The organism is Streptomyces sp. NPDC034085, from assembly GCF_055575555.1.
In genome coordinates this window covers 349,689-370,972 of record NZ_JBVISL010000001.1, presented here as the reverse complement: position 1 = coordinate 370,972, position 21,284 = coordinate 349,689, and the positions used below count along the sequence as shown (strand labels likewise).

Annotated in this window: 18 protein-coding genes and 1 riboswitch; of the genes, 15 read left to right on the top strand and 3 right to left on the bottom strand. The window is 72.8% G+C overall.

All coding sequences use genetic code 11. The annotated features are described in order from the left end of the window. The first annotated feature begins 31 nt into the window (after positions 1-31). The 5 genes from qcrC (at position 32) to ACZ501_RS01735 (ending at position 6,565) form a co-directional block, all read left to right on the top strand. The gene (gene qcrC, locus ACZ501_RS01755) at positions 32-841 is read left to right on the top strand and encodes a cytochrome bc1 complex diheme cytochrome c subunit (protein ID WP_361609861.1); all 810 of its coding nucleotides are present in this window, start codon (positions 32-34) and stop codon (positions 839-841) included. Next, positions 838-1,896: a cytochrome bc1 complex Rieske iron-sulfur subunit gene (qcrA, locus tag ACZ501_RS01750; protein WP_361609860.1), complete on the top strand. Its 1,059-nt coding sequence runs from the start codon at positions 838-840 to the stop codon at positions 1,894-1,896. Before qcrC ends, qcrA begins: the two co-directional genes overlap by 4 nt. Then, a complete protein-coding gene (gene qcrB, locus ACZ501_RS01745; RefSeq protein WP_361609859.1) occupies positions 1,893-3,533 on the top strand; it encodes a cytochrome bc1 complex cytochrome b subunit in 1,641 nt (546 codons plus the stop codon). The genes qcrA and qcrB overlap by 4 nt, the downstream gene beginning before the upstream one ends. Positions 3,534-3,698: 165 nt before the next feature. Continuing rightward, positions 3,699-4,763, top strand: coding sequence for an anthranilate phosphoribosyltransferase (gene trpD / locus ACZ501_RS01740; protein ID WP_361609864.1), 1,065 nt, complete (start codon positions 3,699-3,701; stop codon positions 4,761-4,763). Between the two features lie 80 nt (positions 4,764-4,843). Further along, positions 4,844-4,960, top strand: a riboswitch (SAM riboswitch). Between the two features lie 219 nt (positions 4,961-5,179). Beyond that, positions 5,180-6,565 (top strand): aminotransferase class V-fold PLP-dependent enzyme, encoded by a 1,386-nt coding sequence (locus tag ACZ501_RS01735; protein WP_468791707.1) that lies wholly within the window; start codon positions 5,180-5,182, stop codon positions 6,563-6,565. A 66-nt stretch (positions 6,566-6,631) separates the two neighbouring features. Here ACZ501_RS01735 and ACZ501_RS01730 read toward each other — a convergent pair whose 3' ends face one another. Together ACZ501_RS01730 and ACZ501_RS01725 are read right to left on the bottom strand one after the other, a co-directional pair. After that, positions 6,632-6,913 (bottom strand): Lrp/AsnC family transcriptional regulator, encoded by a 282-nt coding sequence (locus tag ACZ501_RS01730; RefSeq protein WP_007263678.1) that lies wholly within the window; start codon positions 6,911-6,913, stop codon positions 6,632-6,634. Continuing rightward, complete coding sequence (locus tag ACZ501_RS01725) at positions 6,910-7,644, bottom strand: rhomboid family intramembrane serine protease (protein ID WP_362465240.1); 735 nt, start codon at positions 7,642-7,644, stop codon at positions 6,910-6,912. Before ACZ501_RS01725 ends, ACZ501_RS01730 begins: the two co-directional genes overlap by 4 nt. Positions 7,645-7,757: 113 nt before the next feature. Between ACZ501_RS01725 and ACZ501_RS01720 the strand changes: the two genes are divergently transcribed. The 7 genes from ACZ501_RS01720 to ACZ501_RS01690 all read left to right on the top strand — a co-directional run bounded on the left by ACZ501_RS01720 (position 7,758) and on the right by ACZ501_RS01690 (position 16,501). Then, positions 7,758-7,997 carry a hypothetical protein gene (locus ACZ501_RS01720; RefSeq protein WP_007263676.1) on the top strand — a complete coding sequence of 80 codons (240 nt, stop codon included), beginning with the start codon at positions 7,758-7,760 and terminating at the stop codon, positions 7,995-7,997. Between the two features lie 42 nt (positions 7,998-8,039). Further along, entirely contained in the window at positions 8,040-9,401 is a 1,362-nt protein-coding gene (locus tag ACZ501_RS01715; RefSeq protein WP_361610427.1) for an NYN domain-containing protein, read from the top strand. Positions 9,402-9,658: 257 nt separating this feature from the next. Further along, positions 9,659-10,693, top strand: coding sequence for a C40 family peptidase (locus tag ACZ501_RS01710; RefSeq protein ID WP_361610429.1), 1,035 nt, complete (start codon positions 9,659-9,661; stop codon positions 10,691-10,693). Positions 10,694-10,933: 240 nt separating this feature from the next. Beyond that, entirely contained in the window at positions 10,934-11,983 is a 1,050-nt protein-coding gene (locus ACZ501_RS01705; protein WP_468791705.1) for a C40 family peptidase, read from the top strand. Between the two features lie 25 nt (positions 11,984-12,008). Beyond that, positions 12,009-13,133, top strand: coding sequence for a hypothetical protein (locus tag ACZ501_RS01700; RefSeq protein WP_468791703.1), 1,125 nt, complete (start codon positions 12,009-12,011; stop codon positions 13,131-13,133). A gap of 21 nt (positions 13,134-13,154) precedes the next feature. Continuing rightward, complete coding sequence (locus tag ACZ501_RS01695) at positions 13,155-14,297, top strand: glycosyltransferase family 4 protein (RefSeq protein WP_468791701.1); 1,143 nt, start codon at positions 13,155-13,157, stop codon at positions 14,295-14,297. 596 nt (positions 14,298-14,893) lie between these two features. Then, complete coding sequence (locus ACZ501_RS01690) at positions 14,894-16,501, top strand: GMC oxidoreductase (RefSeq protein ID WP_468791699.1); 1,608 nt, start codon at positions 14,894-14,896, stop codon at positions 16,499-16,501. Positions 16,502-16,535: 34 nt separating this feature from the next. Here the strand turns inward: ACZ501_RS01690 and ACZ501_RS01685 are convergent, their stop codons facing one another. Then, entirely contained in the window at positions 16,536-18,332 is a 1,797-nt protein-coding gene (locus ACZ501_RS01685) for an AMP-dependent synthetase/ligase (protein WP_361610676.1), read from the bottom strand. A gap of 255 nt (positions 18,333-18,587) precedes the next feature. On the opposite strand from ACZ501_RS01685, the gene ACZ501_RS01680 reads away from it, so the two are divergent. The 3 genes from ACZ501_RS01680 to ACZ501_RS01670 all read left to right on the top strand — a co-directional run bounded on the left by ACZ501_RS01680 (position 18,588) and on the right by ACZ501_RS01670 (position 21,277). Further along, entirely contained in the window at positions 18,588-19,370 is a 783-nt protein-coding gene (locus ACZ501_RS01680; RefSeq protein ID WP_361610678.1) for a metallophosphoesterase family protein, read from the top strand. A gap of 107 nt (positions 19,371-19,477) precedes the next feature. Beyond that, on the top strand, positions 19,478-19,918 hold the full coding sequence (locus tag ACZ501_RS01675; RefSeq protein ID WP_361610680.1) for an SRPBCC family protein: 441 nt from the start codon (positions 19,478-19,480) through the stop codon (positions 19,916-19,918). Between the two features lie 192 nt (positions 19,919-20,110). Further along, positions 20,111-21,277 (top strand): ArsA family ATPase, encoded by a 1,167-nt coding sequence (locus ACZ501_RS01670; RefSeq protein ID WP_468791697.1) that lies wholly within the window; start codon positions 20,111-20,113, stop codon positions 21,275-21,277. The last annotated feature ends 7 nt before the right edge of the window (positions 21,278-21,284 follow it).

The window sequence follows — 21,284 nt, the reverse complement described above, 5'->3', positions numbered from 1 at the left end:
GACGCAGAAGATCCTGACACCGGGGTAATCCGTGAAAAAGCTCTCCGCACGACGACGCCATCCGCTGGCGGCGGTCGTCGTTCTACTCTTCGCGCTGGCGGTCACGGGGGGGCTGTACGCTGCCTTCGCGCCCGCTGGCAAGGCGCAGGCCGATGAAACCGCCCAGTCCCTCGCCATCGAGGAGGGCAAGAAGCTGTACGCCGTGGGCTGCGCAAGCTGCCACGGTACCGGCGGTCAGGGTTCCACTGACGGCCCCAGCCTGGTCGGCGTCGGCTCCGCGGCCGTCGACTTCCAGGTGAGCACGGGCCGCATGCCCGCCCAGCAGCCCGGCGCCCAGGTGCCGAAGAAGCCGAGGATCTACTCGCAGGCCCAGATCGACCAGCTGGCGGCGTACATCGCGTCGCTCGGCGCCGGTCCGATCACGCCGGCCGAGAAGCAGTACGACCCGGCTGGTGCCGACATCGCCGCCGGTGGTGAGCTGTTCCGCAACAACTGCGCGCAGTGCCACAACTTCACCGGCGAGGGCGGCGCGCTGACGCTCGGCAAGTACGCCCCGAACCTCGAGGACGTCGAGCCGAAGCACATCTACGAGGCCATGCTCACCGGCCCGCAGAACATGCCCTCCTTCCCCGACAGCACCATGCCGGAGAAGCAGAAGAAGGACATCATCGCGTACCTCCAGAACGTGAACGGCGAGAAGTCGGTCAGCCCTGGCGGCCTGAAGCTCGGTGGCCTCGGCCCCGTCTCCGAGGGTCTGTTCGGCTGGATCTTCGGTCTGGGTGCGCTGATCGCTGTCGCCGTCTGGGTCGCGGCCCACACCGCTAAGGCCAAGAAGTCATGAGTAGCCAAGACATTCCCGAAGACAAGCACCTGCCGAGCGAGCAGGGCGACGCGCACCACGGTGCCGTAGCGGTCGCGGACGACCCGTTCGCCGACCCCGGCCTCCCGGTCCACAAGCCGCGCATCCAGGACATCGACGAGCGGGCCGCCAGGCGGTCCGAGCGCACGGTGGCGATGCTGTTCACGCTGTCGATGCTGGCCACGATCGGCTTCATCGCCGCGTACGTGGCCATCCCGGTGGAGAAGATCGTCTACATCTTCCCCGTCGGGAAGGTCAGCGCGCTGAACTTCTCGCTCGGCCTGACGCTCGGCCTGGCCCTGTTCTGCATCGGCGCCGGCGCGGTCCACTGGGCCCGCACGCTGATGTCGGACGTCGAGGTCGCCGATGAGCGCCACGAGATCGCCGCCTCCCCGGAGGTCAAGGCGAAGGTCATGCAGGACTTCGCCGACGGTGCGAACGAGTCCGGCATCGCCCGCCGTCCGCTGATCCGCAACACGATGCTCGGCGCGCTGGCCCTGGTGCCGCTCGCCGGAGTGGTGCTGCTGCGCGACCTGGGCCCCCTGCCCGAGGACAAGCTGCGCAAGACCCTGTGGTCCAAGGGCAAGCTGCTCATCAACCAGAACACGATGGAGCCGCTGCGTCCCGAGGACGTCCTGGTCGGTTCGCTGACCTTCGCCATGCCGGAAGGCCTGGAGGAGGACCAGCACGACTTCCAGGTCCAGATCGCCAAGGCCGCCCTGATGATCGTCCGCATCCAGCCGGAGGACATCAAGGACAAGCGGGAGCTGGAGTGGTCCCACGACGGCATCGTGGCCTTCTCCAAGATCTGCACCCACGTCGGCTGCCCGATCAGCCTGTACGAGCAGCAGACGCACCACGTGCTCTGCCCGTGCCACCAGTCCACCTTCGACCTCTCCGACGGCGCCCGTGTCATCTTCGGCCCGGCCGGTCACGCGCTTCCGCAGCTGCGGATCGGCGTGAATGACGAAGGCTTCCTCGAGGCGCACGGCGACTTCGAAGAGCCCGTCGGTCCTGCATTCTGGGAGCGCGGATGAGCACCTCCACGAACACCTCGGCCACCGGGGCGTCGCGCAACGCGTCGCGCGGTGAGCGCGTAGCCGACTGGGCGGACGGCCGCCTGGGCATCTACGGCCTCGCCAAGGCGAACATGCGCAAGATCTTCCCGGACCACTGGTCCTTCATGCTGGGCGAGATCTGCCTCTACAGCTTCATCATCATCATCCTCACGGGTGTGTACCTGACGCTGTTCTTCCACCCGAGCATGAACGAGGTCGTGTACCACGGCTCGTACGTGCCGATGCAGGGCGTCATGATGTCCGAGGCCTTCGCCTCGACCCTGGACATCAGCTTCGACGTCCGCGGCGGTCTGCTGATCCGCCAGATCCACCACTGGGCCGCGCTGATCTTCGTCGCGGCGATGGTCGTGCACATGATGCGCGTCTTCTTCACCGGCGCGTTCCGCAAGCCGCGTGAGATCAACTGGATCTTCGGCTTCCTGCTGCTGGTCCTCGGCATGTTCACCGGCTTCACCGGTTACTCGCTGCCGGACGACCTGCTCTCGGGCACCGGTGTCCGCTTCATGCAGGGCGCCATCCTCTCCGTCCCGGTCGTCGGCACCTACCTGTCGATGTTCCTCTTCGGCGGGGAGTTCCCGGGCGGCGACTTCGTCGCGCGGTTCTACTCGGTGCACATCCTGCTGCTGCCCGGCATCATGATGGGCCTGCTGGTCGCGCACCTGATCCTGGTGTTCTTCCACAAGCACACCCAGTTCGCCGGCCCCGGCAAGACGAACAACAACGTCGTCGGCATGCCGCTGCTGCCCGTCTACATGGCCAAGGCCGGAGGCTTCTTCTTCCTGGTCTTCGGCGTCATCGCGGCCGTCGCGGCGATCGCCTCGATCAACCCGATCTGGGCGCTCGGCCCGTACCGCCCGGACCACGTGTCCACCGGTGCGCAGCCCGACTGGTACATGGGTATGCCGGAAGGCCTCATCCGTGCCATGCCCGGCTGGGAGATCAACCTGTGGGGCCACACGCTCGTCCTGGGCGTGTTCATCCCGCTGCTGCTCTTCCCGCTGGTCCTCGGCGCGATCGCCGTCTGGCCGTTCATCGAGTCCTGGGTCACCGGCGACAAGCGCGAGCACCACATCCTGGACCGCCCGCGCAACGTCCCGACCCGTACGGCCTTCGGTGTCGCCTGGATCGCGGAGTACATCGTGCTCCTCATCGGCGGCGGCAACGACATGTTCGCCCAGTACTTCCACCTGTCGATCAACTCGATCACGTGGTTCGTCCGGATCGGCTTCTTCGTCGTCCCGGTCCTGGCCTTCATCGCCACCAAGCGGATCTGCCTCGGCCTCCAGCGCCGGGACCACGACAAGGTGCTGCACGGTCGCGAGACCGGCATCATCAAGCGCCTGCCGCACGGTGAGTTCGTCGAGGTCCACGAGCCGCTGTCGCAGGCCAAGCTGCACACGCTCACCGCGCACGAGCAGTACCGGCCCGTCGAGATCGGCCCCACGGTCGACGAGAACGGTGTCGAGCGCAAGGTGACGCGCGGCGAGAAGCTGCGCGCGAAGCTCAGCAAGGGCTTCTACGCGGAGAACAACCAGATTCCGAAGCCCACGGTGGAGGAGTACAAGGAGATCCAGGCCGGCCACGGCCACCACTGATCTCCGGTCCGACCGCTTGAGGGACCGGCTCCGGCCGGTCCCCGTGTCGCCACGGCAAGAGCCCCGTCCAGTGTCTGGACGGGGCTCTTTGCCGCCTCCGGGGCTGGATAGGCTGTGATCGTCCCCATGGGACGTGCGACCCCGACGAAGCAGCAGGAGCTGACCATGAACGTTGCGACCCCGGCAGGCGGCGACAGCGTGGCGGCCCGCGGCTGGCCGGGCATCCTGGAGGCCCTGCTCAACCGCCAGGACCTCGCCACCGACGACACCGCCTGGGCGATGGAGCGGATCATGCGCGGCGAGGCCACCGACGCGCAGATCGCGGGCTTCGCGGTGGCCCTCCGGGCCAAGGGCGAGACCGTGGAGGAGTACACGGGCCTGGTCCGCACGATGTACGCCCACGCCAACCTGATCGAGGTGCCCGGACGGACCCTGGACATCGTCGGCACCGGCGGTGACGGCGCCAAGACGGTCAACATCTCGACCATGTCCGCCGTCGTGGCGGCCGGCGCGGGCGCCAAGGTCGTCAAGCACGGCAACCGGGCCGCGTCCTCCGCCAGCGGCTCCTCCGACGTCCTGGAGAAGCTCGGCGTCAACCTCGGCCTGACCCCGGAGCGGGTGGCGCAGGTCGCGGAGGAGGCCGGCATCACCTTCTGCGCCGCGGTGGTCTTCCACCCGGCCCTGCGGTACGCCGCCTCCGCGCGACGGGACCTCGGGGTGCGCACCGCGTTCAACGGCCTCGGCCCGCTCACCAACCCCGCCCGGGTCACGGCCCAGGCGGTCGGGGTGGCGGACGCGCGGCTGGCCCCGATCATGGCGGGGGTGCTCGCCGAGCGGAACACCTCCGCGCTGGTCTTCCGCGGCGACGACGGCCTGGACGAGCTGACCACCACCGGGACCTCCCGGGTGTGGTGGGTGCGCGAGGGCCGGATCACGGAGCATGCCTTCGACCCGCGTGACGTGGGCATCGCGACGGTCGACATCTCGGCCCTGCGCGGCGGGGACCCGTCGTACAACGCCGACGTCGCCCGCCGCCTGCTGGCCGGCGAGACCGGCCCGGTGCGCGACGCGGTGCTGCTGAACTCCGCGGCCGCCCTGGTGGCCCTGGACCCGGGCACCGGCTCGCTGGAGGAGCAGCTGACGGCGGGCATCGCCCGCGCGGCGGACGCGATCGACTCGGGTGCGGCCCGGGCCGCGCTGGAGCGCTGGGTGGCGGCCACCAACGCCTGACCCTTCCGCACCGAGACCCCGGTCCACATCGTGGACCGGGGTCTTGCGCGCGGAGGATCATGTGGCAGGATGCTCCCCAAGGTCACGAGTGACAGCGTTTTGGCCCCGGCTTGCTGTCCGGCAACCCTCCTTCCGTGGCGGGGTGCCCCGGGTGATGACCAGGTCGTAGGCAGAAAGGCCTACGGCAAGCGCGGATCCCTCGACACCAGGGGTCCTGGTCTCTCGAGGAGCGTTTTCCGTGAGCAAGCGAATGCGATAGGGCGACTCCGCCCCTTCTTCACCCCCCGGACCAGGGCCACTTCCGTGCACCCCCGTTCGTTCCGGGGCCCTCCCGTACCCCTCCGGTCGGCCGCCGAGCCGTACCCGCGTACGGGCACACCGAAGCCATTCAGCCCTGCCTGCCGGGAGATACCGCCATGTCCGCATCCCTGAACGCCACCGCTGCCGCCACCGCCCCCGTCACCGACCCCGCCTGTGACGCCCCTCTGCCGGTCCTCGGCCGCGACGTCACCGTGCCGCTCGTCACCGGCGGCGAGGTCACCTACGCCGCCCTCGACTACGCGGCCAGCGCCCCCGCGCTCCAGCGGGTCTGGGACGACGTCGCCGCGTACGCCCCGTACTACGGCAGCGTCCACCGCGGCGCCGGCTACCTCTCGCAGCTGTCCACCGACCTCTTCGAGCAGAGCCGGACCACCGTCGCCGACTTCCTCGACTGCCGCCCCGACGACCAGGTGGTCTTCACCCGGTCCACCACCGACTCCCTCAACCTGCTCGCCGCCGCGCTCCCCGCCGACTGCCAGGTCTTCGTCTTCGAGACCGAGCACCACGCCTCGCTGCTGCCCTGGACGAACGCGCAGGTCACCTACCTCAACGCCCCCCGCACGCCCGGCGAGGCCGTCGCCACCCTGGAGCGGGCCCTGGCCGACCGCGACCCGTACGGGCCGGCGCTGGTCTGCGTCACCGGCGCCTCCAACGTCACCGGCGAGCTGTGGCCGGTCCGGGAGCTGGCCGCCGCCGCGCACGCCCACGGCGCACGTATCGTGCTGGACGCCGCCCAGCTGGCCCCCCACCACCCCGTCTCCGTACGGGAGCTGGACGTGGACTGGGTCGCCTTCTCCGGGCACAAGCTGTACGCGCCCTTCGGCTCGGGCGTGCTCGCCGGCCGCGCCGACTGGCTCCAGGAGGCGGAGCCGTACCTCGCCGGCGGCGGCGCCTCCCGCAAGGTCGCCCGCCGCGAGGACGGCGGCGTGGACGTCGAGTGGCACACCACCGCCGCCCGCCACGAGGCCGGATCCCCGAACGTCATCGGGGCCTACTCCATCGCCTCCGCCTGCCGCGCCCTGACCGAGGCCGGCTTCGACGCCCTCGTCGCCCGCGAGCGCCACCTCATCGCCAAGGTCCGCGAGGGCCTGGCCGGGGTCCCCGCCGTGCGCGTGCTGTCCCTGTTCGGGGACGACGCCCCGCGCGTCGGCGTCATCTCCTTCGTCGTCGACGGCTGGAACAGCTCGCACTTCGCGGCCGCGCTGTCCGCCGAGTACGGGATCGGCGTGCGCGACGGACTGTTCTGCGCCCACCCGCTGGTGCGGACCCTGCTCGGCAGCGAGCCGCAGGCCCAGGGGGAGTGCGGGGCGCCGGAGGCGGCGCCGGGGGAGCGGTCGCTGAACGCGATCCGGGTCAGCTTCGGGGCCGGCACCCCGGACGAGCACGTGGAGCGCTTCGTGCGCGCGGTACGGGAACTCGTCGCGGACGGCGCCAAGTGGCAGTACCGCACGGAGGAGGGCCGCTGCGTCCCGGCGGTGTAGCGCGGGCGCGGGCGCGGCGGCCGCCCCGCACCGCCGTGCGGGGCACGGGCCGGTCCCGGAGCGGGGCTACGCGTCGAGGCCGATGGCGAAGGCGGCTTCCAGGTCGTGCTGGGAGTACGTGCGGAACGCCACGTGGGTGTCCGTCGCCTCGACGCCCGGGATCTTGCTGATGCGGCCCGGGATGATGTCCGCGAGGTTCTCGTGGCGGGCGACGCGGACCAGGGCGATCAGGTCGTACGTGCCGGTGACGGAGTAGACCTCGCTGACGCTGTCCAGCTGGGCGATGGACTCGGCGATCTCGGGGATGCGGTCCACGCTGGTCTTGATGAGCACGATCGCGGTGATCACGGTTGGCTGTCTCCCTCGCCGGCAGTCACTGGTCTCCTCACTCTAGTCGCCCGGCGATAGCGCCCCCAGGCGTAGAGGAAGCCCAGCGAGAAGCCCACCACATGGGCCAGGTAGGCCACTCCGGGACCGCTTCCCGCCCGGTGCGCCGCCAGCCACTGGAGGCCGAACCAGAACACCAGCACGATCCAGGCCGGGAAGCGCAGCGGCAGGAAGAACAGGAACGGGAACAGGCTCGTCACCCGGGCGCGCGGGAAGAGGCACAAGAAGGCCCCGAGCGCCGCCGAGATCGCCCCCGACGCCCCGACCAGGGTCTGGTCCGAGGCCGCGTTGGCCGCCGCGTAGGCCGCGAGCGCCAGGTATCCCGTACAGACGTAGAAGACGAGGAAGGGCGCCCGGCCCATGCGTTCCTCCGTCATCGTGCCGAAGACGTAGAGGAACAGCATGTTCCCGAGCAGGTGCAGCCAGCTGCCGTGCACGAAGAGCGCCGTGAGCGGCGTCAGCAGCGGGCGCACCGCGCCAGAGAACAGCTCGTCCGGGACGACGCCCCAGTGCCGGAAGTACGCCGTGCCCGTCGAGACCAGCCGCTCGCCCGTCCCGTAGTCCGGGTTCAGGCCGGAAGCCGGGCCGATGACGAACACCACGCAGCAGCCGGCGATCAGCGCGTACGTCACCACGGGGCCCCGGGCGGCCTCGCACAGGGTCCGCCACTTTACGATCATGCGACAGAGCATGACGCAGACGCACCCGCCTGAGGGTGGTGCCAGGCCGTAGGGTTACGTGCTGCGGTCCGCCGACCGCGCCGTACCGCTTTAATTGAATGAGCTACGAAGGAGAGAGCGGCCTGATGACGGTTCCCCTGCCGACCGACACCACCCGGTGGCGCTGCACCCTGTGCGGCAACCTCACGCGGTTCGATGTCACCCGATCGTCGAAGGTCGTGGAGTACGTCCACCTCGATCTCGCCGGGGAGCCCAAGGTCGAGGAGCGCGAGGTGGTCAGTGAGACCATCGAGTCGGTCCGCTGCCGCTGGTGCAACGCGGTGGACCAGATCGAGCTCGTGGACAGGCCGGGCACCGACTCCTGACGGAGCCGGGCCCACAGTAGATCACGGTAGGGGTGACGGAGAGTGGAGCCAGCAAGCGGCGCGAGGCCGGCCGACGCGGCCGGTGACGCCGCGGAGGTCCTCGACCGCCCGCTGCCTGAAGGCGTGCGGCGCCGGGTCGTCGCGATCGTCTCGGACGCCTTCGGCGGTCTGACGGTCGCGGACCTCCCGGCGCAGCTGCGCCAGTACGCCCGTTTCACCCCGACCCGGCGCGCCAAGTTCGCGGGCACCGCGATGGCCGCCGCGGTGGAGACCGACGGGGTCTTCCGCAGCCGGATCGCGGAGAAGCTGCGCGAGGCGCAGCCGGAGCTGGCCGGGGCCCTGGAGGCCGGGGCCCCTCCCGCCGCCGCCGACCCGCTGGACGTCGCCGCGGCGGCGTACGTGCTGCGCCCGGCCGGCTGGGTGAAGCTGGTGGCCGCCGCCGGCGAGGAGGCGCAGCGCGCCGACGCCGAGCGGGTCGGTGACGAGACCCGGCGGGAGCTGGAACGGCTGCGCGAGGAGCTGGCGCAGCTGAAGGAGGCCCAGCGGACCGGCGGCGACCAGGTGCGCGCCGAGCTGGAGGCCGCCCGCAAGGAAGCGGAATCGCTTCAGCGCAAGCTGCGCAGCGCCTTGAGCGACGTCAAGCGGGGTGAGGCGGCGCTGCGCAAGGTGGGCGCCGAGATCGACGGGATCCGCGGTGAGGCGGCCGCACAGGTGGCCGCCGCCGAGACCGAGACCCGGCGCCTCAAGGCCCGTCTCGCGGAGGTGGAGTCGGCGCTGGAGACCTCGCGCCGGGCCGCCCGGGAGGGGCGCAGCACCGAGGACATGCGGCTGCGGCTGCTGCTGGACACCGTGCTGGACGCGGCGGCGGGGCTGCGGCGCGAGCTGGCGCTGCCGCCGGTCTCGACCCGGCCGGCCGACACGGTGGAGGCGGTGGAGCCGGGCCGGATGACCCCGAAGGACATCGCGGCGCGCGCCCTTTCGGAGACCGATCCGGCCCTGCTGGACCAGCTGTTGGCGCTTCCCCAGGCGCACCTGGTGGTCGACGGCTACAACGTGACGAAGACCGGCTATCCGACGATGCCGCTGGAGAAGCAGCGGCTGCGGCTGCTGGGCGGGCTGTCGATGCTGGCCGCGCAGACGGGCGCCGAGATGACGTGCGTCTTCGACGGCGCGGAGCTGGCGGCGCCGGTGCTGCTGGCACCGCCGCGCGGGGTGCGGGTGCTGTTCTCCAAGGCGGGCGTGACGGCCGACGAGTTGATCCGCCAGCTGGTGCGGGCCGAGCCGCCCGGCCGGCCGGTGGTCGTGGTCTCCACCGACCGCGAGGTGGCCGACGGGGTCGCGAAGGCCGGAGCCCGGCCGGTGGCGTCCGCATTGCTGCTCAAGCGGCTTTCGCGCGTTTCGTAACTACTGGGCCCGATGCCGGGATTGACGGTGCAAGCGGAAGACGCACCGTCAGCCCCTCGGCACGCAGCGTGGGCCGACGGTAAAAGAAGCGGAACGGCTGCGGATTTTTGCTGCCGGGGATTTGAAGTGATCAGAGGCGGGTCACTAGGGTCTGCTCAAACCTTCGTGCGGTAGGTCACCCATTCGGGTACGGGCGGAGGTGCCGCCGAATGCGCCCGTTCGTCTTCGGCGGCTCTAGGAAGAAGGAGCTCGCCCCCGTGGCGTCCCACCGTCGACCCAAGCAGCCGACCCGCACGCGCGTGACCGTGCTCACCGCCACCGCCGCCGCGGCGGTCGCCCTCTCCTCGCAGTCCGCCGTGGCCGCACCGGACAAGCCGAACAAGGACGAGGTCAAGGCCAAGGTCGACGCCCTCTACGAGGAGGCCGAGCAGGCCACCGAGAAGTTCAACGGGGCCCGCGAGCACCAGGAGAAGCTCGAGAAGGAGATCGCCCAGCTCCAAGACGCGGTGGCCCGTGACCAAGGCGGGCTCAACGACCTGCGCAACACCCTCGGTTCGATGGCCACCGCCCAGTACCGCGGCGGCGGCATCGACCCGTCCGTGGCGCTGCTGCTCTCCGGGGACCCGGAGACCTACCTCGACAAGGCCTCCACCCTCCAGCAGCTGAGCGGCAGGCAGCTCCAGGCGATAGCCGAGATCCAGGCCAAGCAGCGCGCCCTCGCGCAGCAGCGCCAGGAGGCCACCGGCAAGCTCGCCGACCTCGACGCCACCCGCAAGGAACTCGGCGAGAAGAAGAAGGCCGCCCAGGACAAGCTCGCCGAGGCCCAGGCACTCCTCAACACGCTGACGGCGCAGGAGCGCAGCCAGCTCAAGGACGAGGAGGCGCAGCAGAGCAAGGCCGGCCGCACCGCCGGTGAGGGCGCCGCCCCCGCCGCGAGCGCCTCCGGCCGGGCCGGGGCGGCGCTGGCCGCCGCGAAGACCAAGCTGGGCAGCGCGTACATCATGGGCGCCACCGGCCCCAGCGCCTACGACTGTTCGGGGCTGACGCAGTGGGCCTACGGGCAGGCCGGCGTCAGCATCAGCCGTACCACCTACACCCAGGCCAACGACGGCACGCGCATCGGGCGCAGCCAGCTCCAGCCCGGTGACCTGGTCTTCTTCTACGACGACCTGCACCACGTCGGCCTGTACGCCGGCAACAACATGACCCTGCACGCGTCCAACCCGCGCGGCGGGGTCAAGTACGAGTCGATGGACAACATGCCCTTCCAGTTCGGCGTCCGCGTCGGCTGACCGCCCTCCCGGCCCGCGGCAGCCCCGTACACCGCCCATCCGGGCGAATTGCACGGACCGGCTCTGACCTCCCGCCCCGCCGATGACCTGCGTCTGAGGCGGCCCGCCGCCCCGGGTGCCCGCCGACGGCCGTTGGCCGGTGCGTGGCCGCGCCGCTACTGTCTGCCAGCGCGGACCCGGCACACGACCGCCCACGGGGGGCGGACCCGGGCCCCGCGCAGCGGAAGGGAGCGGTTCCCCATGGCGTCCCACCGACGGCCCGGGCCCAGCGGCCTCGACCGGAACACCAAGGTCACCGCCTTCACCGCCGCCGCGGCCGGCGCCGCCGTGGCCATCGCGGGAGCCCCCGCGCTCGCCTCACCGGGCCTCCCCCAGGAGCCCGCCGGCTCCCGCACCCAGGTCGACCGGCTCTTCGAAGAGGCCGAGCAGGCCACCGAGCGGTTCAACGAGGCGGGCGAGAAGGCCGACGCCCTGCGGGCCGAGATCAGCCGCGCCCAGGACGCCGTCGCCCGCGGCCAGGACCGCATCAACACCATGCGCGGGATCCTCGGCACCTTCGCCGGGGCCCAGTACCGCTCCGGCGGCCTCGACCCCACCGTCGAGCTGATGCTCTCCGACGACCCCGGCGCCTACCTCGACAAGGCCGCCGTCCTGGGCCGGCTCAGCGGCCGCCAGGCCCAGCAGCTGGGCGAACTCCGCGAGGAGCAGCGGCGGATCGGCCGGCAGCGCCAGGAGGCCTCCCGCAAGCTCGCCGAACTCGAAGCGCTGCGCACGGAGGTGGCCACCCACAAGCGCGCCGTCACGGCGAAGCTCGCCGCCGCGCGCAGGCTGCTCAACGCGATGCCCTCCGAGGAGCGGGCCGACTTCGAGCGCGCCTCCCGCTCCGGCGGCCGCGGCAGCGTCGACGGCCCGTCGGAGCTGCCCGCCGGCGGCGGCCGCGCCTCGGGCCGCGCCATGGCCGCGGTCATGGCGGCCCGGGCGGCGGTCGGGCGGCCGTACGTATGGGGCTCCACGGGCCCCACGGGCTTCGACTGCTCCGGCCTGATGGTGTGGTCGTACCGCCAGGCCGGGGTCTCCCTGCCCCGCACCTCGCAGGCCCAGCGGTACGCGGGCCGGCAGGTACCGCTCTCGCAGGCGCAGCCCGGGGACCTGGTGACGTACCGCTCCGACGCGAGCCACGTCGGCATGTACGTCGGCAACGGCCAGGTGGTGCACGCCCCGTACCCGGGCGCGCGGGTGCGCTACGACCCCGTCGGGATGATGCCGGTGTCCTCGGTGACCCGGCCCTGAGGCGGGCCCTGCGTACGATCGGCGGATGACCCCGGTCCGCCGCCGCGCCGCCCTGCGCCTGCTCGTGCTCGCGCTCTGCCCGCTCCCCGCGGCCGGCTGCGCGGACCCGGCCCCGCGCGCCCCCGCCGACGACGGGGCGGTACGGCGGGCCGTGGCCGACTGGTCCGCCGCCCCGCCCGCGCGGCTCGCCGGGATCCCCCTGGAGGGCTGGTCCTACGAGGTCACCTCCGTCCGGCAGTCCGGCGTACGGGCCTTCGCGCGCGCGGAGGTGCGCTACCGGCTCGCCGGCTACGACGGAGCCCCCGCCTCCTCGGCCCGTGAGGTGGAGCTCGTCCGGGACGGAACGGCCTGGCGGGTCACCGCCGACCGGCCCGCCCCCGGCGCGGTGGCGCAGCTGTGGGACCAGGGAGAGGTGGCCGCCGTACGGGGCGCGCACTGCCTCGTCCTCGGCGCCGGCCAGACCCCGCAGGCGCTGGCCGCCCTCGCCGCCGAGGCCGACCGGGCGGTGCCGGCGGTGACCGCCGCCTGGCCCCGGCCGTGGGCGCGGCGGGTGGTGGTCCTGGCCCCCGCCACGCTGGAGGCGATGGCCGCGCTGCTGGGGCGTCCGGCCGACACCTACCGGGGGCTGGGGGCCGTCACCACCGGCAGCACCGGGGGCGGACCGGCCCCGGCCGACCGGGTGGTGGTCAACCCGGAGGGGTATCCGGGGCTGTCGGAGGCCGGGCGGCGCACCGTGCTGACCCACGAGGTCACCCACGTCGCGACCCGCGCCGCCACCTCGGCCTCCACGCCGCTGTGGCTGTCCGAGGGCTTCGCGGACTGGGCGGCGTACCGGCAGACCCCCACCGCACCGGCCGACGGCGCGCCCGAGCTGGCGCGCGCCGTGCGGCGCGGCGAACTGCCGGGCGCGCTCCCGGCCGACGGGGCGTTCACCTTCGGCGGCGACCCGCAGGCGACGGCCCGCGCGTACGGGGGCGCCTGGCTGGCCTGCCGGCTCGTCGCCGCCCGCTGGGGCCAGCCGGCGCTGGTACGCCTCTACGAGCTGGCGGCCCGCGAACCGCTGCCGGCCGCACTGGGGGAGGCCCTGGGAGTGGACCTGCCCGGACTGACGGCGGCCTGGCGGCAGACGCTGCGGGAGGAGCTCGGATAGCCGTCGGGTACGTTGGCGGGGATGCACAAGACGCTGATCGTGACCAACGACTTCCCGCCCCGCCCCGGCGGCATCCAGGCCTTCCTGCACAACATGGCGCTGCGCCTGGACCCTGAGCGGGTCGTTGTCTACGCCTCCACCTGGAAGCACGGGGCGGAGGGCCGCGAGGCCACCGCCGCCTTCGACGCGGAACAGCCGTTCCCGGTGGTGCGCGACCGTACGACGATGCTGCTGCCGACGCCCCGGGTGACCCGCCGGGCGGTGTCCCTGCTGCGCGAGCACGGCTGCGAGTCGGTGTGGTTCGGAGCGGCCGCCCCGCTCGGGCTGATGGGCCCGGCCCTGCGCCGGGCGGGCGCGCGGCGGATCGTCGCCACCACTCACGGGCACGAGGCGGGCTGGGCGCAGCTGCCGGCAGCGCGGCAGCTGCTGCGGCGGATCGGCGAGGGTACGGACACGCTGACCTACCTCGGGGAGTACACGCGCTCGCGGATCGCCTCGGCGGTGACGGAGCGGGCGGCGGCGCGGATGGTCCGACTCCCGCCCGGGGTCGACGAGAAGACCTTCCACCCCGGGTCGGGCGGCCCGGAGGTCCGCGCCCGGCTGGGGCTGACCGACCGGCCGGTGGTCGTGTGCGTCTCCCGGCTGGTCCCGCGCAAGGGGCAGGACACCCTGATCGAGGCGATGCCGCGGATCCTGGCGGCGGTGCCGGACGCGGTGCTGCTGATCGTGGGCGGCGGACCGTACGAGGCGGACCTGCGCGCGCTGGCCGCCTCGACGGGGGTCGCGGACTCGGTCGTCTTCACGGGCGCGGTCCCGTGGGCCGAACTGCCCGCCCACTACGGCGCCGGCGACGTCTTCGCGATGCCGTGCCGGACCCGGCGGGGCGGGCTGGACGTCGAAGGGCTCGGCATCGTCTACCTGGAGGCGTCGGCGACGGGCCTGCCGGTGGTCGCGGGCGACTCGGGCGGGGCGCCGGACGCGGTGCGGGACGGGGAGACCGGCTGGGTGGTCCGGGGCGGCGCTCCGGAGGACGCGGCGGACCGCATCGTGGCGCTGCTGCTCGACCCGGAGCTGCGCGCGCGGATGGGCGCGGCGGGGCGAGCGTGGGTCGAGCGCCAGTGGCGCTGGGACCACCTGGCCGAGGGCCTCCGCGAGCTACTCTGAAGTTTTTTACCCGGCGCTCGCGCGGCTCGGCCGCGGGCGGCCTTACCGGCTTCGCCCCGCTGCGCCGGACTCCGTCCGGCGGGCCGGGGGCCGGGGTCACTTGGCGGGCTGGGTCCGGTGCTCCCCTGCGGGCGGTGGGTCGCTGCGCGGGGCCGGCCCCTCCCCGCCCTTCCACCGTTCCCAGGGGCTCTGCCCCTGACCCCGGTACGGGCGCTGCGCGCCCGTCGCCTCAAACGCCGGCGGGGCTGTTCAACAGCCCCGCCGGCGTTTGAGGCGCGGGGGTCTGGGGGCGGAGCCCCCAGGAGGGGTCCGGGCGCAGCCCTGGGAACGGTGGAAGGGCGGGGAGGGGACCAGCCCCGCGCAGCGGCCCACGCACCCACGCCCCACTGGCCCCCGCCCCGGGTCCGACGGCTGGCGCGTCAAGAAGGGGCAGAAGACGGCATTGCCGGTCCGGCAAGGACAATCCCGGGCGGAATCGTGCAGACCGGAGGCCGTCCGCCGCCACCCGGCTACGGTCCGAACATGTCTGACTGTTACTCACATGCATGGCAGTGCGCGTTATGGCCGGTTGAGCGGAACCCGCTCATGATGCGCCCATGACACACAATCTGACGCGCCGTCAACTCGGCCGCAACGCCCTCCGTACCGCCGCCGCCCTCGGGCTCACCCGGATCGGCCTCGGCAGCGCCACCGCGGCCGAGCCCCCCGCCGCGCACTACGCCCCCGCCGTCGTCGTCGGCTCCGGCTACGGATCCGCCGTCGCCGCGCTGCGCCTCGGGCAGGCGGGCGTCCGTACCGTCGTCCTCGAGATGGGGCGGCTGTGGGACACCCCCGGCCCCGACGGCAAGGTCTTCCCCTCGACCTCCGCGCCCGACCACCGCTCCATGTGGTTCCGCAACCGCACCGAGGCCCCGCTCGCGCAGTTCCTCTGGCTCGACGTGGTCAACCGCGACATCAGCCCCTACCCCGGGGTCCTCGACCGCGTGCACCACGGGGACATGTCCGTCTACGTGGGGCGGGGGGTGGGCGGCGGCTCCCTCGTCAACGGCGGCATGGCGCCGACCCCCAGACGCTCGTACTTCACCGAGGTGTTCCCGGGCGTGGACGCCGAGGAGATGTACGGCACGTACTACCCCCGCGCCCGCGCCATGCTCGGCGTCAACGACATCGACCCCGCCTGGTTCGAGTCCACGGAGTGGTACCGCTTCGCCCGCACCTCCCGCAAACACGCCCACAACACCGGCCTGAAGACCACCTTCGTGCCCAACGTCTACGACTTCGACCACATGAAGCGCGAGGCCGCCGGCACCGCCCCCCGCTCCGCGCTCGCGGGCGAGGTCATCTACGGCAACAACCACGGCAAGAAGAGCGTCGACAAGACCTACCTCGCCGCCGCCCTCGGCACCGGCAACGTCACCATCGAGACCATGCAGCACGTGGTCGGCGTACGGCAGGACCCGGCCGGCGGCTACGTGCTGACCGTACGGACCAGCGACGTCGCCGGCCGCGTCACCCAGGTCCGCGAACTCGGCTGCGGGCAGCTGTTCCTGGGGGCGGGAAGTCTGGGGACCACCGAGATCCTGCTGCGCGCCCGCGAGACCGGCACGCTGCCCGCGCTCAGCGAGAAGGTCGGGCTCGGCTGGGGCCCCAACGGCAACGTCATGACCGCCCGGGCCAACCACCTCTGGGACACGGTCGGCTGCAACCAGGCCACCATGCCCGCGCTGGGCATCGACGACTGGGACAACGCGGCCAACCCCGTCTTCGCGGAGATCGCCCCGCTCCCCATGGGCATCGAGCACTGGATCTCGATGTACCTGGCCATCACCAGGAACCCCGAGCGCGGCCGCTTCACCTACGACGCCGCGAGCGACTCGGCACGGCTCGACTGGAGGCGGGAGCAGAACGCCCCGGCGGTCGCGGCGGCCAAGAACCTCTTCGACCGCATCAACCGCCGCAACGTCACGGTCTACCGCCACGACCTCTTCGGCGACAACCGGGCCTTCGCCGACGACTTCACCTACCACCCGCTCGGCGGCTGCGTCCTCGGCGAGGCCACCGACGCCTACGGGCGGGTCAAGGGGTACCAGGGGCTGTACGTGCTCGACGGCTCACTGGTGCCCGGCTCGCTCGGCGTGAACCCGTTCGTGACGATCACGGCCCTCGCCGAGCGGAACATGGACCGGATCCTCGCCCGGCCGTAGCCCGGGCCGTAGCCCCTGGTCCCAGCCGCGGGTCTCAGCCCCGGTAGAGCGCGTCGATCTCGTCCGCGAAGTCCTTCGCCACCACGTTCCGCTTGAGCTTCAGCGACGGCGTGATGTGGCCGGACTCCTCCGTGAACTGCGAGCCGAGGATGCGGAACTTCCGCACCGATTCCGCCTTGGACACCGCCGCGTTGCCGTCGTCGACGGCCTTCTGGACGGCGGCGACCAGCTCCGCGTCCTCGCGCAGCTCCGCCGCCGTCACCCCGGCCGGCTTGCCGTTCTCCGCGGCCCACCGGCCGAGGAACTCCTCGTCGATGGTGACGAGCGCGGCCACGAACGGCCGCCCGTCGCCGACCACCATGCACTCCGCGACCAGCGCGTGCGCCCGGATCCGGTCCTCGATCACCGCGGGGGCGACGTTCTTGCCGCCCGCCGTGACGATGAGCTCCTTCTTGCGCCCGGTGATCTTGAGGTAGCCGTCCTCGTCGAGGGTGCCGACGTCACCGGTGTGGAACCAGCCGTCCGTCATCGCCTCGGCGGTGGCCGCCTCGTTCTTCCAGTACTCCTTGAAGACGTGCTCGCCGTGCACCAGCACCTCGCCGTCGTCGGCGATGCGCAGCACGGAGCCGGGCAGCGGCTGGCCCACCGTACCGATCTTCTGCTTGTCCCACGGGAGGAAGGCGGTGGCCGCGCAGGTCTCCGTCAGGCCGTAGCCCTCCAGGACCGTGAAGCCGATGCCGCGGAAGAAGTGGCCGAGCCGCTCGCCCAGCGGGGCGCCGCCGGAGATCGCGTACTCGCCGCGCCCGCCGAGGACCGTGTGCAGCTTGGAGTAGACCAGCTTGGAGAACAGCTTGTGCTTGAGCTTCAGGCCGAAGGACGGGCCCGAGGGGGTGTCCAGCGCCCGGCTGTACGCGATCGCCGTCTCGGCGGCCGCGTCGAAGATCTTGCCCTTGCCGTCCGCCTGGGCCTTGGCGCGCGCCGAGTTGTAGACCTTCTCGAAGACGCGCGGCACGCCGAGGATCAGCGTGGGCCGGAAGGACTGCAGCTCGTCGGTGAGGTTCTTGATGTCCGGTACGCAGCCCAGCCGGATCGGCGCCAGCACCGCCGCCACCTCCACCAGGCGCCCGAAGACGTGCGCGGCCGGCAGGAACAGCAGCACTGAGCACTCGCCGGTGCGGAAGAGCGGCTTCAGCCGCTCCACCACGTTGCCGCACTCGGCGAAGAAGTTGCGGTGGGTCAGCACGCAGCCCTTGGGGCGGCCGGTGGTGCCCGAGGTGTAGACGATCGTGGCCGGGTCGTCGGCGACCGCGAGGGCGCTGCGCGCGTCCACCTCGGCGTCGGTGACCTTGGCACCGGCGGCCGCCAGCACGCCCTGGGCGTCCTGGTCGACCTCCCAGACCTCGCGCAGCTCCGGCAGCCGGTCGCGCAGCGAGGCCACGGTCGCGCTGTGCGCGGGGCTCTCCACGATGACCGCGACGGCCCCGGAGTCGCCCAGGATCCACTGGACCTGCTCGGGGGAGCTGGTCTCGTACACGGGGACGGTGACGCCGCCCGCGGTCCAGATCGCGAAGTCGAACAGCACCCACTCGTAGCGGGTGCGGGAGATCAAGGCGACCCGGTCGCCGGGCTCGATGCCCGCCGCGATCAGGCCCTTGGCAGCGGCCCGCACCTCGGCGAGGAACTCCGTCGCCGTCACGTCCTGCCACCGGCCGTCGACCTTGCGGGCGATGACGGCGGTGTCGGGATGCTGCGTGGCGTTGCGGCGGACGAGATCCGTCAGGTTCCCGTCCGACGGGACCTCGTACAGGGCCGGAAGGCTGAACTCGCGCAAGACTGCTGCTCCTCTGGGCGCCATCGCCACCGTGTGGACCGACCGGACGTTACCCACCGGTAGTGGGTTCCCGATAGAGGGAACCGGCCAGATGTTCCGTGCGTCACATTCTGTACATCGCGATGCGCCGCAAGACCCGCCAATACGCTGCCGACAGTAGTCGACCGTGTTCGAGACTCGGAAGTAACCGCAGGTCCGGCCGCCTGCGACCCGCCCTCTACCCGGCCGGAGCCGGGCCGCCCTAGGGTGGCAGCCATGGGTGGCAGGAAGAGTCGTACGCGGGTCCACGTCGTCAGTGACGTCCACGGCAACACCGAGGCGCTCGCGCGGGCCGGCGACGGCGCCGACGCGCTCGTCTGCCTCGGCGACCTGGTGCTCTTCCTCGACTACGCCGACCACTCGCGCGGCATCTTCCCCGACCTCTTCGGCGTCGAGAACGCCCACCGCATCGTCGAGCTGCGCACGGCGCGGCGCTTCGCGGAAGCGCGCGAATTCGGCCGCAGCCTGTGGGACGGGCTCGACAGGGAGCGGCTGATCGAGGAAGCGGTGCGCCGGCAGTACGCGCAGATGTTCGCGGCCTTCCCCAGCCCGACGTACGCCACGTACGGCAACGTGGACGTCCCCGGGCTGTGGCAGGAGTACGCCGCCCCCGGCACCACCGTGCTCGACGGGCAGCGGGTCGAGATCGGCGGCCGCGTCTTCGGCTTCGTCGGCGGCGGCCTGCCGTCGCCGATGCGCACGCCCTACGAGGTCGACGAGGAGGAGTACGCGGCCAAGGTGGAGGCCCTGGGCGAGGTGGACGTGCTCTGCTCGCACATCCCGCCGGAGGTCCCCGAGCTCTGCTACGACACCGTCGCGCGCCGGTTCGAGCGCGGGAGCGAGGCCCTGCTGGCCGCGATCCGCCGCACCCGGCCCCGGTACGCGCTCTTCGGGCACGTCCACCAGCCGCTGGCGCGGCGGGCCAGGATCGCCGGCACCGAGTGCGTGAACGTCGGGCACTTCGCCGCCACGGGAAGGCCGTGGGCCCTGGAGTGGTGACCTCCGCACGCACGGTAGCCTGCACGCGGCGGCCGCAGGCCGCACACTTCCTCGACATTCCCCCAGCTACCGCTGGGAGGTGCCCCCAACCCGGAGGAGCCACCGCGATGGCGGAACACACCAGCTCAAGCATCACGATCGACGCCTCCCCGGCGGACGTGATGGCCGTGATCGCCGACTTCGCCCGCTACCCGGAGTGGACCGGCGAGGTGAAGGAGGCCGAGGTGCTGGCCACCGACGCCGAGGGCCGCGCCGAGAAGGTCCGCCTGCTGCTGGACGCCGGAGCGATCAAGGACGACCACACGCTGGCGTACAGCTGGAAGGGCGCGGACGAGGTCAGCTGGACGCTGGACAAGTCCCAGATGCTGCGGCAGCTGGACGGCTCCTACCGGCTGGCCCCGCTGGACGGCGGCCGCACGGAGGTCACGTACCAGCTGACGGTGGACGTCAAGATCCCGATGCTGGGCATGATCAAGCGCAAGGCGGAGAAGGTCATCATCGACCGGGCGCTGGCCGGCCTGAAGAAGCGCGTGGAAGCCCGCGCCTGAGGCCCGCCCTTTTCCGGCGCGCCGCCCGCGCCTGAGGGCCGGCCTTTTCCGCCGCGCCGCCCGCACCGCCGCGCCGGACCCCGTCCGCCGGCCGGGAGCGGGGCCCGGCCCGGCCGCCGGGACGGTCCGTCGTCCGCGGGCGGCCGCCGCTGCGCGGAGCACAACGAGCGGAGCACAACGAGAGGCACAGCCATGCACACCCTGCTCGTCACCGGCCCCGGAGGGGCAGGACGGAGCACCGTCGCCGCCGCGACCGCGCTCGCCGCCGCCCGGGCCGGGCAGCGGGTGCTGCTGCTCTCCGGCGGCGACGGCGCGCCCCTCGGGGAGACGAGCCCCGACCCCCGGCTCCGGCTCGCCCCCATCGACTCCGGCGAGGAGTTCCGCACCGAACTCGCCGCCCTCCAGGACCGCGGCGCCACCCTCCTCGGCATGCTCGGCGGCCGCCCCCTCGGCGCCGAGGAGCTGACCGAGCTGCCCGGCGCCGAACAGTTCGCCCTGCTCCGCGGCCTGCGCAGGGCCGCCGCCGCGCCCGGCACCGACCTCGTCGTCGTGGACATGCCCCCGCTGCACCAGGCCGTGGCCACCCTCGCCCTGCCGGCCCAGCTGCGCCGCTACCTCGCCCGGCTGCTGCCCGCCGAGCGCCAGGCGGCCCGCGCCCTGCGGCCCGTACTGGCCCAGCTGGCCGGGGTGCCGATGCCGGCCCAGTGGCTGTACGAGACCGCCGCCCGCTGGGACGAGGAGCTGGCCGCCGTCCAGGCCGTCGTGGAGGCCGGCACCACCCGCGTCCGCCTGATCGCCGAACCCGGCCCCGCCGCCGCCGACGCCCTGCGCACCGGGATGCTCGGCCTGGCCCTGCACGAGCTGCGCGTCGAGGCCCTGGTGGCCAACCGGCTCGTGCCGCCCGGCTCCGCCGCCGCCGACCCCTGGGCGGCGGGCATCGCCGCCCAGCAGCGGCAGTTCCTGGCCGAGTGGGGCCGCGACCTCCCCGTCGTCGAGCTGGCCCACCTCGGCCGGGACCCCCGGGGCACCGACGACCTGGAGGTCCTCGGCGCCGCCCGCGGCATCGCCCCCGCCGCCGTCGCCGCCGTCCCCGCACCGGGCCCCGGCTGGAGCGTCGAGGACCGCCTCGCCGAGGACGGGGTGCTCGTCTGGGCGATCCCGCTGCCGCGCGCCCGCAAGAGCGAGCTCGACCTGATCCGGCGCGGGGACGAGCTCCTGATCGCGGTGGGCCCGCACCGCAGGATCGTTCCGCTGCCCTCGGCCCTGCGCCGCTGCACCGTCTCCGGAGCCGCCCTCGCCGACGGCTCCCTCCGCGTCCGCTTCACCCCCGACCCGCGGCTGTGGCCCCGGGAGCGCTGAGATCCGT